The 12,970-nt window shown below is 52.6% G+C and carries 10 protein-coding genes, 5 tRNA genes and 2 rRNA genes; 1 reads left to right on the top strand and 16 read right to left on the bottom strand.

From position 1 onward, the window contains the following. Positions 1 to 291: 291 nt before the first annotated feature. The 11 genes from rplL to C1N60_RS18640 all read right to left on the bottom strand — a co-directional run bounded on the left by rplL (position 292) and on the right by C1N60_RS18640 (position 5,814). Complete coding sequence (gene rplL / locus C1N60_RS18590; protein WP_021508206.1) at positions 292 to 657, bottom strand: 50S ribosomal protein L7/L12; 366 nt, start codon at positions 655 to 657, stop codon at positions 292 to 294. Between the two features lie 66 nt (positions 658 to 723). Further along, complete coding sequence (gene rplJ, locus C1N60_RS18595) at positions 724 to 1,221, bottom strand: 50S ribosomal protein L10 (RefSeq protein WP_021508207.1); 498 nt, start codon at positions 1,219 to 1,221, stop codon at positions 724 to 726. A gap of 347 nt (positions 1,222 to 1,568) precedes the next feature. Further along, positions 1,569 to 2,273 (bottom strand): 50S ribosomal protein L1, encoded by a 705-nt coding sequence (gene rplA / locus C1N60_RS18600; protein WP_021508208.1) that lies wholly within the window; start codon positions 2,271 to 2,273, stop codon positions 1,569 to 1,571. 3 nt (positions 2,274 to 2,276) lie between these two features. Further along, on the bottom strand, positions 2,277 to 2,705 hold the full coding sequence (gene rplK / locus C1N60_RS18605; protein ID WP_013507401.1) for a 50S ribosomal protein L11: 429 nt from the start codon (positions 2,703 to 2,705) through the stop codon (positions 2,277 to 2,279). Positions 2,706 to 2,852: 147 nt separating this feature from the next. Further along, positions 2,853 to 3,398, bottom strand: coding sequence for a transcription termination/antitermination protein NusG (gene nusG, locus C1N60_RS18610; protein WP_010616908.1), 546 nt, complete (start codon positions 3,396 to 3,398; stop codon positions 2,853 to 2,855). 1 nt (position 3,399) lies between these two features. After that, a complete protein-coding gene (gene secE, locus C1N60_RS18615; RefSeq protein WP_021508209.1) occupies positions 3,400 to 3,783 on the bottom strand; it encodes a preprotein translocase subunit SecE in 384 nt (127 codons plus the stop codon). 227 nt (positions 3,784 to 4,010) lie between these two features. After that, positions 4,011 to 5,195 (bottom strand): elongation factor Tu, encoded by a 1,185-nt coding sequence (gene tuf / locus C1N60_RS18620; RefSeq protein ID WP_022547082.1) that lies wholly within the window; start codon positions 5,193 to 5,195, stop codon positions 4,011 to 4,013. 106 nt (positions 5,196 to 5,301) lie between these two features. Further along, positions 5,302 to 5,377 (bottom strand) — tRNA-Thr (locus tag C1N60_RS18625). Between the two features lie 5 nt (positions 5,378 to 5,382). Further along, positions 5,383 to 5,457: transfer RNA gene (locus tag C1N60_RS18630), tRNA-Gly, on the bottom strand. A gap of 189 nt (positions 5,458 to 5,646) precedes the next feature. Beyond that, positions 5,647 to 5,731 (bottom strand) — tRNA-Tyr (locus C1N60_RS18635). Between the two features lie 7 nt (positions 5,732 to 5,738). Then, positions 5,739 to 5,814, bottom strand: a tRNA-Thr gene (locus C1N60_RS18640). A gap of 396 nt (positions 5,815 to 6,210) precedes the next feature. Between C1N60_RS18640 and coaA the strand changes: the two genes are divergently transcribed. Next, the gene (coaA, locus tag C1N60_RS18645; RefSeq protein ID WP_058759911.1) at positions 6,211 to 7,161 is read left to right on the top strand and encodes a type I pantothenate kinase; all 951 of its coding nucleotides are present in this window, start codon (positions 6,211 to 6,213) and stop codon (positions 7,159 to 7,161) included. 53 nt (positions 7,162 to 7,214) lie between these two features. On the opposite strand, the gene birA is transcribed toward coaA, so the two are convergent. From birA to C1N60_RS18670, 5 genes are all read right to left on the bottom strand, one after another. After that, positions 7,215 to 8,177 carry a bifunctional biotin--[acetyl-CoA-carboxylase] ligase/biotin operon repressor BirA gene (gene birA, locus C1N60_RS18650; RefSeq protein WP_021508689.1) on the bottom strand — a complete coding sequence of 321 codons (963 nt, stop codon included), beginning with the start codon at positions 8,175 to 8,177 and terminating at the stop codon, positions 7,215 to 7,217. Then, positions 8,174 to 9,211, bottom strand: coding sequence for a UDP-N-acetylmuramate dehydrogenase (gene murB / locus C1N60_RS18655; RefSeq protein WP_238561272.1), 1,038 nt, complete (start codon positions 9,209 to 9,211; stop codon positions 8,174 to 8,176). The genes birA and murB overlap by 4 nt, the downstream gene beginning before the upstream one ends. Positions 9,212 to 9,361: 150 nt before the next feature. Then, a 5S ribosomal RNA gene (gene rrf, locus C1N60_RS18660) occupies positions 9,362 to 9,477 on the bottom strand. A gap of 222 nt (positions 9,478 to 9,699) precedes the next feature. Further along, positions 9,700 to 12,602: ribosomal RNA gene (locus tag C1N60_RS18665) — 23S ribosomal RNA — on the bottom strand. Between the two features lie 215 nt (positions 12,603 to 12,817). Continuing rightward, positions 12,818 to 12,892: transfer RNA gene (locus tag C1N60_RS18670), tRNA-Glu, on the bottom strand. Positions 12,893 to 12,970 lie beyond the last annotated feature (78 nt).

Genomic DNA, 12,970 nt, shown 5'->3' on the forward strand with positions numbered 1-12,970 from the left:
TGTCCGTCCTGAAGGGACAGTTCATGCAACACTATTTTGTTTTTCATGCGATGCGCGGCACCCCATGCAATACATCTTTCTATCACTCTTAAATCATTTCATCGCCGTTGCGCAGGCAGGGAACCCTCACAGGAAAGCGGTATATTAAGTCGTCGATAGAAAAAGATATTGAAGAGGAACAATGGACAAACAGTGCGAAACGCCATCGTTCCCCTGTAGCGCAAAAAGGCTGGTGACCAAAAAGTCACCAGCCATCAGTCTGTTTACGCAGACTGCAACCCGAGGGTTGTCTTACTTAACTTCAACTTCAGCGCCAGCTTCTTTCAGAGCAGCTTCAAGTGCAGCTGCGTCGTCTTTGCTGATGCCTTCTTTGATTGCAGCTGGAGCAGCTTCAACCAGGTCTTTAGCTTCTTTCAGGCCCAGACCAGTTGCGCCACGAACGGCTTTGATTACAGCAACTTTGTTCGCGCCAGCAGCTTTCAGGATAACGTCGAATTCAGTTTTCTCTTCAACAGCTTCAGCCGGGCCAGCAGCAACAGCTACAGCAGCAGCAGCAGAAACGCCGAATTTTTCTTCCATAGCAGAAACCAGCTCAACTACTTCCATTACGGACATAGCTGCAACGGCTTCCAGGATTTGATCTTTAGTGATAGACATGACAATTGTTCCTAAGAATCAGTAAAAGTTTATACGTTAGCAAGTACGAAGAAAAAGAATCTGGCCTTAAGCCGCTTCTTTCGCGTCGCGAACAGCAGCCAGAGTGCGGACCAGCTTGCCTGCAGCAGCTTCTTTCATGGTCGACATCAGACGTGCCAGTGCTTCTTCGTAAGTCGGCAGCGTTGCCAGACGGTCAATTTGTGCCGCCGGGATCAGCTCACCTTCAAAGGCTGCAGCTTTGACCTCAAAGTTTGCATTCGCTTTCGCGAACTCTTTGAACAGACGAGCAGCAGCGCCCGGGTGTTCCATAGAGTATGCAATCAGGGTCGGACCAACAAACGTGTCTTTCAGGCACTCGAATGGAGTACCTTCAACGACGCGGCGCAGCAGGGTGTTACGAACAACACGCATGTAGACGCCAGCTTCACGACCTGCTTTACGCAGTTCAGTCATTTTATCAACGGTAACGCCACGGGAATCCGCAACAACCGCTGAAAGCGCGCCTTTGGCTACTTCGCTAACTTCAGCAACAATTGCTTGTTTGCCTTGAAGATTTAATGCCATTAGCTTTGCTCCTGGATTTGACCGGGAAAATTTCCCGGAACTCACTTCACTTACACACCCGAAGGCCGTAAGCGCGTTACACGGTGAGCAGAATCCAGTGAAGAAAAAATTCTTTTTGGTTCTGTCACCGTCTACGCAGGATATTAAGCATCACTTCCGAAGAGGTTCTGCTCCTGCGGTCTTGGACGGAGGCCAGGATCAGGCCTGGCTCCAACCTTAGTCGCTGAATGACAAGGTGTTTAGACCTGTGCACTCCGCGACTATGAATTTGGGTTCTGAATTGACGGATCAACCAGAACAACGGGCGTAAGATTCTAGATGAATTTTTCGCCCGTTACAAGCAGCAATTAGTTTGCTGCTGCGTTCAGACCAGCCTGGTCAACGGCAACGCCGGCGCCCATGGTGGTAGAGATGCTGACTTTCTTGATGTACACGCCTTTCGCCTGAGCAGGTTTAGCTTTTTTCAGCGCAACCAGCAGAGATTCCAGGTTTTCTTTCAGTTTGTCAGCATCGAAGTCCACTTTACCGATGGTGGTGTGGATGATGCCGTTTTTGTCGTTACGGTAACGAACCTGACCCGCTTTAGCGTTTTTCACAGCTTCAGCAACGTTAGGAGTTACGGTACCAACTTTCGGGTTTGGCATCAGACCACGTGGGCCCAGAACCTGGCCCAGCTGGCCAACAACGCGCATTGCATCCGGAGAAGCAATAACAACGTCAAAGTTCATTTCGCCTTTCTTGATCTGATCAGCCAGGTCTTCCATACCTACCAGCTCAGCGCCAGCTGCTTTAGCAGCTTCAGCGTTTGCGCCCTGGGTAAAGACGGCAACACGTACTGAACGACCAGTACCGTGTGGCAGAACGGTCGCGCCGCGCACGTTCTGGTCAGATTTACGTGCATCGATGCCGAGGTTAACAGCAACGTCCACGCTCTCTACGAATTTAGCGGTAGCCAGTTCTTTCAGCAGAGCAACAGCTTCGTTGATGTCATACTGTTTAGTCGCATCAACTTTGTCACGGATCACGCGCATGCGCTTGGTCAGCTTAGCCATTTCTTAGTCCTCCACTACCAGGCCCATGGAACGAGCAGTACCTTCGATAGAGCGAGTCATCGCTTCTACGTCAGCACCAGTCATGTCCGCAGCTTTGGTTTCTGCGATTTCACGTACCTGAGCACGAGTTACTTTACCGACTTTATCTTTGTTCGGCTTACCAGAACCAGACTTGATGCCTGCTGCTTTTTTCAGCAGAACGGCAGCCGGAGGCGTTTTGGTAACGAAGGTGAAAGAACGGTCGCTGTATACGGTGATAACTACTGGAGTCGGCAGACCTTTTTCCAGTGATTCTGTTTTGGCGTTGAACGCTTTACAGAATTCCATGATGTTAACACCCTGCTGACCCAGAGCCGGACCAACTGGTGGGCTCGGGTTAGCCATACCAGCTGCAACCTGCAGCTTGACGTAGGCTTGTACTTTCTTGGCCATGATATTTCCTCTATTGGGTATAGCGCCTGGCGAACAGGCTCCCCGTGATAACGATTTACACGCTGTTGCCAGCGCATAAAAACAAAAGGCGCGAAATTATAGGTAAATTTCGCGCCTTCCGCAAGAGCTAAAAAGTGAACAAAAGGCTTAGCCTTTCTCCACCTGAGCAAAGTCGAGTTCTACCGGCGTTGCACGGCCGAAGATAGAAACAGAAACCTTCAGGCGGCTCTTCTCGTAATCCACTTCTTCGACCACACCATTGAAGTCGGCAAACGGGCCGTCGTTGACACGCACCATCTCGCCTGGCTCGAACAGCGTTTTCGGACGCGGCTTATCACCCACCTGCTGCAGGCGGTTCATGATCGCATCCACTTCTTTATCACTGATCGGTGCCGGACGGTCAGAGGTACCACCAATGAAGCCCATTACACGCGGTACACTGCGCACTAAGTGCCAGCTGGCGTCATTCATCACCATCTGGACCAGTACGTAACCAGGGAAGAATTTGCGTTCGCTTTTACGACGCTGGCCGCCACGGATTTCCACGACTTCTTCAGTCGGCACCATGACTTCGCCAAACAGTTCTTCCATGTTGTGCAGTTTGATATGCTCTTGCAGCGACTTGGCTACGCGGGCTTCAAAACCGGAAAACGCCTGAACGACGTACCAGCGTTTTTTTGGAGCTTCAGACATCTCAGAACCTCAGGCCAGTGATAAACGATACCAGACGGACCAGAATACCATCCAGCCCCCACAAAATCAGTGACATCACGGCAGTGACCGCGGCAACGATTAACGTGGTGTGCAATGTTTCCTGGCGAGTTGGCCAGATGACCTTACGCATTTCGGTTCTTGCTTCACGTGCAAAAGCCACGGTTGCTTTGCCTTTGGTAGTCAGCAACGCAATGCCGCCCGCCGCAGCGATCAACACCACGACAGCCAGCGCGCGTAAGGGCAGTGTCACATCGCGATACAGGTAGTTACCGACGATTGCTACCAGCAGCAATGCGATCACAACTACCCACTTTACCGCTTCCAGGCCGCGCCCGCTCCCTTGAGCTTCGGTATTCGCACTCATAAACCAACCTGCCACAATAATTCAGAAACTATTCTGCCCCGCAGAGCGAGGCATCCAAACCGAATGCGCTTTTGGGCATAACTCGGTATCCAGCGCCGTAATACAGAGCCTGTCTCAGCAATGATTATGATCGAAAATCACTGATGAGCCAGGTTCTGGTTAACAGCGTACAAAAAGGGCATCAAATGATGCCCTTTCCGTGTGCATTGCGTCAAATATTATCGCTATTACGCGATAACTTTAGCAACAACGCCCGCGCCAACGGTACGGCCGCCTTCGCGGATTGCGAAGCGCAGACCTTCGTCCATTGCGATTGGATGGATCAGGGTAACAACCATTTTGATGTTGTCGCCTGGCATTACCATCTCAACGCCTTCTGGCAGCTCTACTGAACCGGTTACGTCAGTGGTACGGAAGTAGAACTGTGGACGGTAGCCTTTGAAGAACGGAGTATGACGGCCGCCTTCGTCTTTAGACAGAACGTAAACTTCTGACTCGAACTGGGTGTGTGGCTTGATGGTACCTGGCTTAGCCAGAACCTGACCACGCTGGATCTCTTCACGCTTGATACCGCGCAGTAGAACACCACAGTTCTCGCCTGCCTGACCCTGGTCCAGCAGTTTGCGGAACATTTCAACACCGGTACAGGTAGACTTGGCAGTCGCTTTGATACCTACGATTTCTACTTCGTCGCCCACTTTCACGATGCCGCGCTCAACACGACCGGTAACAACGGTACCACGGCCAGAGATTGAGAATACGTCTTCGATTGGCAGCAGGAACGGCAGGTCGATAGCACGGACTGGATCCGGGATGTAGTTATCCAGGTGCTCAGCCAGCTCAACGATTTTCGCTTCCCACTCAGCGTCGCCTTCCAGCGCTTTCAGCGCAGAACCGCGTACGATTGGGGTATCGTCGCCAGGGAAGTCGTAAGCAGACAGCAGGTCACGCACTTCCATCTCAACCAGTTCCAGCAGCTCTTCGTCATCAACCATGTCGCACTTGTTCAGGAACACGATGATGTAAGGAACGCCAACCTGACGACCCAGCAGGATGTGCTCACGGGTCTGAGGCATTGGGCCATCAGTCGCAGCAACAACCAGGATCGCGCCGTCCATCTGCGCAGCACCGGTGATCATGTTTTTCACATAGTCGGCGTGGCCTGGGCAGTCAACGTGTGCGTAGTGACGGGTCGGGGTTTCATATTCAACGTGAGAGGTGTTGATGGTGATACCACGAGCCTTCTCTTCTGGCGCGTTATCGATCTGATCGAATGCACGTGCCTGGCCGCCGTAGGTTTTTGCCAGAACGGTGGTGATTGCCGCAGTCAGAGTGGTTTTACCGTGGTCGACGTGACCGATGGTGCCCACGTTTACGTGCAGTTTGTTACGTTGAAATTGCTCTTTAGCCATCGCTTGTCCCTCTAAGACACGGATATATCAAAGATATCGTCACATTAACCAGGCAAAACCTGATGTTAGTTTTACAGAGAGAGAATCAGGAGAGAGATAAAGGAAGTGGTGCTGATACCCAGAGTCGAACTGGGGACCTCACCCTTACCAAGGGTGCGCTCTACCAACTGAGCCATATCAGCACATCTGGAGCGGGCAGCGGGAATCGAACCCGCATCATCAGCTTGGAAGGCTGAGGTAATAGCCATTATACGATGCCCGCATCCTGGAACTCGGCTACCTGTTCTTTCTGTAGCTTATGAATAATAAAAGAAGACCTTCTATTATTCGAGCCAGTCAGAGTTTCTGACTGACGGTGATCACGCTACTGCGCAATCTGAATTCGAAGGTGAGAGAGTTGAACTCACCCATCAGACAAGCCTTTATCTGACGCTCAACCGAGAGGTTGAGATGGTGGTGGGAGAAGGATTCGAACCTTCGAAGTCTGTGACGGCAGATTTACAGTCTGCTCCCTTTGGCCGCTCGGGAATCCCACCTACTTGATGGTGCCGGCTACCGGAATCGAACTGGTGACCTACTGATTACAAGTCAGTTGCTCTACCAACTGAGCTAAGCCGGCATCAAGTGACGCGCATTCTAGGAAGACCGGGTTCAGGATGCAACAAAAAAATTGCTAAATTTGCACTACCGCTTACTATTTGTGCAAATCCTCGCAAAACGCCCCGCCAGCGCAGCAAAAAGCAGCAAACATGGTGTGTTTTTCCGCCAGCCCACAGCCTGATTATTCTTTGATACCGCGTTAGCCTCATACTGTGATTATAAAAATGCGGGCCTGCTTACGAAAGCGTGCTCAGGTTTATCATTTTACTTCTTTTTAAAGTCACACTGGTGTTACCCTCCTGCCCATTGTTCTCGTTAAATTACCCCTGTGACGTGCAACTGAGTTCGACACATCGCTGTATGCCTGTTGCTGCAAGGTGTTGATGAGCCAGAATTTGCGGTCAGATGCATGCTTATGAGTAAAAAAACGACGCCACTGACGACGCCCTACCTGCAGTTTGATCGCCAGCAATGGGCTGCGCTGAGAGATTCCGTACCGATGACGCTGGCCGCCAGTGAAATTGAACGGCTGCGCGGTATCAATGAAGATCTTTCGCTGGAAGAAGTTGCCGAGATCTATCTGCCGCTATCACGTCTGCTGAACTTCTATATCAGTTCAAATCTGCGCCGTCAGGCGGTGCTGGAGCAGTTCCTTGGCACCAATGGCCAGAAGATCCCTTACATTATCAGTATTGCCGGCAGTGTCGCCGTCGGTAAAAGCACCACCGCGCGCGTGTTACAGGCGCTGCTTAGCCGCTGGCCCGAGCACCGCAAGGTGGAACTCATCACCACCGATGGCTTTTTGCACCCTAATGCGGTGCTGAAAGAGCGCGGCCTGATGAAAAAGAAAGGCTTCCCGCAGTCGTATGATATGCATCGACTGGTGAAGTTCGTATCCGATTTGAAATCGGGTGCCAGTCAGGTCACCGCACCGGTGTATTCACACCTGATTTACGATGTCATCCCGGATGGCGATAAGGTGGTGCAGCAGCCGGACATCCTGATTCTGGAAGGGCTGAACGTCCTGCAGAGCGGTATGGATTATCCGCACGATCCGCATCATGTATTTGTCTCAGATTTCGTCGACTTTTCAATATATGTCGATGCGCCAGAAAACTTATTAGAGCGCTGGTACGTTAATCGCTTTCTTAAATTCCGCGAAGGTGCCTTCAGCGATCCGGACTCTTATTTCCACCACTATTCTCAGCTGCCTGAAGAGGAAGCAGAGAGTATTGCACGTGGGTTATGGAAAGAAATTAACTGGCTGAATTTAAAAGAAAACATCTTACCTACGCGAGAGCGGGCCAGCCTGATCATGACCAAGTCTGCGGATCATGCCGTGCAAAGCGTGCGGTTACGAAAATAGTATTAAAAACGCCCTGCTTTATCAGGGCGTTTAATGCGTCACTGTTTACTGTGTTAATTAGCGGGACGTAATGAGATCTCGCCACCGACCCAGGATTTAATCTCACCATCCTGTTCCAGCAATAAACCGCCCTGCTTATCAATTCCGCGCGCAATGCCATGCACTTCACGATCGCCAATCAGCAGTTTCACCGGACGATGGATAAAGTTATCCAGCGCTTCCCAGCGGCCGACAAACGGCGCCAGCCCATCCCGTTCAAATAGAGGTAAAGCTTCACGCAGACGGTTTATCAACCTGGCGGCGAGTTCGTTACGATTGATCTCGATGCCCGCTTCCTGCAGATTGATCCAACCCTGATTGATTTCCGCCGTGCCTTCGCCCCGCATCACCAGGTTGATCCCCGCGCCCATCACAATTTGCGCCGCATCGCCGGTTTTACCGGTGAGCTCAACCAGAATACCCGCCAGTTTACGATCCTGCAAATAGAGGTCATTTGGCCACTTAACGCGAACGTCTGCCGCGCCCAGCGACTGGATAACCTCTGCCATCACGATACCAATCACCAGACTCAGGCCCATTGCCGCAGCTGGCCCCTGCTCCAGTCGCCAGTACATGGACATGTAGAGATTGGCGCCAAACGGCGAGAACCATTTCCGTCCGCGCCGGCCGCGCCCGGCCTGTTGATATTCCGCGATGCACGCATAACCGGAGTTCAGCTGGTCCATGCGATCGAGTAAATACTGATTCGTTGAGTCAATAACCGGAATCACCGCCAGATCCGGCTGATGCAGATGCGCCAGTATCGCCTCTTCATTCAGCAGCTGAATCGGCGCTGGCAGGCTGTAGCCTTTCCCTGTCACGGTGTAGACATCCAGACCCCAGCTTTTCAGCGTCTGAATATGTTTATTCACGGCAGCGCGGCTCATACCGAGCGCTTCACCCAGCTGTTCACCAGAGTGAAATTCGCCATCGGCCAGCAGGGCGACCAGTTTTAATGGAACGCTATGATCTTTCATGAAATCACCTCGACGGCGTTACGCTCGCCCTGCGCGCCAATGAAACGTACTTCTGGCTCCAGCCACACGGCAAATTTTTTCCCCACCTCCTGACGCACATGATGGGCCAGGGCGACAATATCCTGCGGTGTGGCATTGTCTTCATTGATCAGTACCAGTGCCTGCTGCCGATGCACCGCAGCGCCGCCAAGACGATAGCCTTTCAACGCACACTGATCGATCAGCCAGCCCGCGGCCAGCTTGACCTCACCACTGTGCTGTGGATAGTGCGGCATAGCAGGATAGTGCGTGAGCAATGCCTCTGCCTGCTGAGTGGAAATCAGGGGGTTTTTAAAGAAACTGCCTACATTGCCTGTTATGCGCGGATCGGGCAGCTTACTTTGCCGCATATGGCACACCGCATTGAATACGTCCCACGCGCATACGGTAGCGGGATTGAGCTTCGCCAGATCGCCATAGCTCAGCACCGGTTTCCACTGCTTGGCCAGACGCAGACCGACGGCCACAATCACATAGTCGTGCTTCATCGCGTGTTTGAAGATGCTGTCGCGATAGCCAAACTGGCACTCATCACGGTGCAGACGCGTGACTGTGCTATCCGGCAGGTGTAACACTTCGACGTACTGGCAAATATCTTTAAATTCAACACCGTAAGCGCCAATGTTCTGGATGGGTGCCGATCCCGTCACGCCTGGAATTAGCGCCAGATTTTCCAGCCCGGTGAGGCCTTTCTTTAGAGTGTGCTCAACCAACTGATGCCAGTTTTCGCCAGCACCAACGTGCAGATGCCAGGCTTCGTCGTGCTCTTCCAGGGTGATGCCTTTAATCGCGTTAATCACCACGCAGCCGGCAAAATCTTCGAGGAACAGGACGTTACTGCCCTCGCCAAGCACCATAAACGGCTGATTATTTTGCTGGCTGGCGTGCCAGGCAGAGGAAATGGCTTCTGCGCTATCCGCAACAACAAGCTTTTCAGCCGCGATTGCAAGACCCAGTGTGTTGAACGCTTTCAGGGAAGTCTGAGGGCTGGACATGTTACGGCCTTTACTGATTAATCTGGCGGTAGTTTACCCGATTGCACGGTTTTACAGTGGGGAGTTTTCGCGTTTTTAGCGGTAAATTTGCTGAAGTACGGGCGCAAAAAAGCCCCGGACTTTCGTCCGGGGCTTCTTCACTGGTTTGATGCCTGGCAGTTCCCTACTCTCGCATGGGGAGGCCCCACACTACCATCGGCGCTACGGCGTTTCACTTCTGAGTTCGGCATGGGGTCAGGTGGGACCACCGCGCTGTTGCCGCCAGGCAAATTCTTTGTGCCCTGTCCCGCGTCTTTCGCACTGATGCCGCGTTGGCTGCGCTCGCAAAGTCAGTCACATACTCGTGTATGCTCCTTCCTTTCCTTCGCTTGCCGCCTCGCCTCAGCGCAAAATCCTCCGGACTCGCGTCCGCAGAACAAAGCTGATTCTTTATCCGTCACAAGCTGAAAATTCTCCGGTCTCTCGGACCAAAACGCCTCTGGCGTTGTAAGGTTAAGCCTCACGGGTCATTAGTACCGGTTAGCTCAACGCATCGCTGCGCTTACACACCCGGCCTATCAACGTCGTCGTCTTCAACGTCCCTTCAGGACCCTCAAGGGGTCAGGGAGAACTCATCTCGGGGCAAGTTTCGTGCTTAGATGCTTTCAGCACTTATCTCTTCCGCACTTAGCTACCGGGCAGTGCCATTGGCATGACAACCCGAACACCAGCGGTGCGTTCACTCCGGTCCTCTCGTACTAGGAGCAACCCCCCTCAATTCTCCAGCGCCCACGGCAGATAGGGACCGAACTGTCTCACGACGTTCTAAACCCAGCTCGCGTACCACTTTAAACGGCGAACAGCCGTACCCTTGGGACCTACTTCAGCCCCAGGATGTGATGAGCCGACATCGAGGTGCCAAACACCGCCGTCGATATGAACTCTTGGGCGGTATCAGCCTGTTATCCCCGGAGTACCTTTTATCCGTTGAGCGATGGCCCTTCCATTCAGAACCACCGGATCACTATGACCTGCTTTCGCACCTGCTCGAGCCGTCACTCTCGCAGTCAAGCTGGCTTATGCCATTGCACTAACCTCCTGATGTCCGACCAGGATTAGCCAACCTTCGTGCTCCTCCGTTACGCTTTGGGAGGAGACCGCCCCAGTCAAACTACCCACCAGACACTGTCCGCAGCCCGGATTACGGGCCTACGTTAGAACATCAAACATTAAAGGGTGGTATTTCAAGGTTGGCTCCACGCAGACTGGCGTCCACGCTTCAAAGCCTCCCACCTATCCTACACATCAAGGCTCAATGTTCAGTGTCAAGCTATAGTAAAGGTTCACGGGGTCTTTCCGTCTTGCCGCGGGTACACTGCATCTTCACAGCGATTTCAATTTCACTGAGTCTCGGGTGGAGACAGCCTGGCCATCATTACGCCATTCGTGCAGGTCGGAACTTACCCGACAAGGAATTTCGCTACCTTAGGACCGTTATAGTTACGGCCGCCGTTTACCGGGGCTTCGATCAAGAGCTTCTCCTTGCGGATAACCCCATCAATTAACCTTCCGGCACCGGGCAGGCGTCACACCGTATACGTCCACTTTCGTGTTTGCACAGTGCTGTGTTTTTAATAAACAGTTGCAGCCAGCTGGTATCTTCGACTGGCCTCGGCTCCGGGAGCAAGTCCCTTCACCTACGCGCCAGCGTGCCTTCTCCCGAAGTTACGGCACCATTTTGCCTAGTTCCTTCACCCGAGTTCTCTCAAGCGCCTTGGTATTCTCTACCTGACCACCTGTGTCGGTTTGGGGTACGATTTCGTGTTACCTGGAGCTTAGAGGCTTTTCCTGGAAGCAGGGCATCAGTTACTTCACCGCCGTGGCGGCTCGTCATCACGCCTCAGTGTTAAAGAAGACCGGATTTACCTGGTCTTCACACCTGCACGCTTAAACCGGGACAACCGTCGCCCGGATAACCTAGCCTTCTCCGTCCCCCCTTCGCAGTAACACCAAGTACAGGAATATTAACCTGTTTCCCATCGACTACGCTTTTCAGCCTCGCCTTAGGGGTCGACTCACCCTGCCCCGATTAACGTTGGACAGGAACCCTTGGTCTTCCGGCGAGCGGGCTTTTCACCCGCTTTATCGTTACTTATGTCAGCATTCGCACTTCTGATACCTCCAGCATGCCTCACAGCACACCTTCAGCGGCTTACAGAACGCTCCCCTACCCAACAACACATATTGTCGCTGCCGCAGCTTCGGTGCATGGTTTAGCCCCGTTACATCTTCCGCGCAGGCCGACTCGACCAGTGAGCTATTACGCTTTCTTTAAATGATGGCTGCTTCTAAGCCAACATCCTGGCTGTCTGTGCCTTCCCACATCGTTTCCCACTTAACCATGACTTTGGGACCTTAGCTGGCGGTCTGGGTTGTTTCCCTCTTCACGACGGACGTTAGCACCCGCCGTGTGTCTCCCGTGATAACATTCCTCGGTATTCGCAGTTTGCATCGGGTTGGTAAGCCGGGATGGCCCCCTAGCCGAAACAGTGCTCTACCCCCGAGGATGAGTTCACGAGGCGCTACCTAAATAGCTTTCGGGGAGAACCAGCTATCTCCCGGTTTGATTGGCCTTTCACCCCCAGCCACAAGTCATCCGCTAATTTTTCAACATTAGTCGGTTCGGTCCTCCAGTTAGTGTTACCCAACCTTCAACCTGCCCATGGCTAGATCACCGGGTTTCGGGTCTATACCCTGCAACTTAACGCCCAATTAAGACTCGGTTTCCCTTCGGCTCCCCTATGCGGTTAACCTTGCTACAGAATATAAGTCGCTGACCCATTATACAAAAGGTACGCAGTCACCTAACAAGTAGGCTCCCACTGCTTGTACGTACACGGTTTCAGGTTCTGTTTCACTCCCCTCGCCGGGGTTCTTTTCGCCTTTCCCTCACGGTACTGGTTCACTATCGGTCAGTCAGGAGTATTTAGCCTTGGAGGATGGTCCCCCCATGTTCAGACAGGATACCACGTGTCCCGCCCTACTCGTCGGACTCACAGCTCATGCATCTTCGTGTACGGGGCTGTCACCCGGTATCGCGCGACTTTCCAGACGCTTCCACTGATGCACAAGCTGATTCAGGTCCTGGGCTGCTCCCCGTTCGCTCGCCGCTACTGGGGAATCTCGGTTGATTTCTTTTCCTCGGGGTACTTAGATGTTTCAGTTCCCCCGGTTCGCCTCGTTAACCTATGTATTCAGTTAACGATAATGCACAAGTGCATTGGGTTTCCCCATTCGGACATCGACGGCTGTAGCGGTTCATATCACCTTACCGTCGCTTTTCGCAGATTAGCACGTCCTTCATCGCCTCTGACTGCCAGGGCATCCACCGTGTACGCTTAGTCGCTTAACCTCACAACCCACAGGCGTTTTGCAACGCTGTCTGTTGTAAGCATTTGAGAGACCCGAACGCATCGTAAATTTCATTCTTATTACGGAGAATGAATACGACGCGTCGTTTCAAATTTTCAGCTTGTTCCGGATTGTTAAAGAGCAATATCTCAAACACGACGTTACCGTCAGTTTTGAGATATTCTGTGGAGACACCTTTCACCTGTCACCAAGCAGTGGCGTCCCCTAGGGGATTCGAACCCCTGTTGCCGCCGTGAAAGGGCGGAGTCCTAACCGCTAGACGAAGGGGACACAAAGTGTCACGACTTCGCAGCCGTCCTGCTCGTTACTTTTCTATCAGACAATCTGTGTGAGCACTTCGCGGGAAGG

It is taken from the genome of Pantoea sp. SGAir0184 (genome assembly GCF_043544755.1).

Bases quoted from the DNA above. Each gene is read 5' to 3' on its own strand.
- coaA (WP_058759911.1), top strand. From the start codon at position 6,211: ATGAGTAAAAAAACGACGCCACTGACGACGCCCTACCTGCAGTTTGAT.
- rplA (WP_021508208.1), bottom strand. From the start codon at position 2,273: ATGGCTAAGCTGACCAAGCGCATGCGCGTGATCCGTGACAAAGTTGAT.
- tuf (WP_022547082.1), bottom strand. From the start codon at position 5,195: ATGGCTAAAGAGCAATTTCAACGTAACAAACTGCACGTAAACGTGGGC.
- secE (WP_021508209.1), bottom strand. From the start codon at position 3,783: ATGAGTGCGAATACCGAAGCTCAAGGGAGCGGGCGCGGCCTGGAAGCG.
- birA (WP_021508689.1), bottom strand. From the start codon at position 8,177: ATGAAAGATCATAGCGTTCCATTAAAACTGGTCGCCCTGCTGGCCGAT.
- rplL (WP_021508206.1), bottom strand. From the start codon at position 657: ATGTCTATCACTAAAGATCAAATCCTGGAAGCCGTTGCAGCTATGTCC.
- rplK (WP_013507401.1), bottom strand. From the start codon at position 2,705: ATGGCCAAGAAAGTACAAGCCTACGTCAAGCTGCAGGTTGCAGCTGGT.
- nusG (WP_010616908.1), bottom strand. From the start codon at position 3,398: ATGTCTGAAGCTCCAAAAAAACGCTGGTACGTCGTTCAGGCGTTTTCC.
- murB (WP_238561272.1), bottom strand. From the start codon at position 9,211: ATGTCCAGCCCTCAGACTTCCCTGAAAGCGTTCAACACACTGGGTCTT.
- rplJ (WP_021508207.1), bottom strand. From the start codon at position 1,221: ATGGCATTAAATCTTCAAGGCAAACAAGCAATTGTTGCTGAAGTTAGC.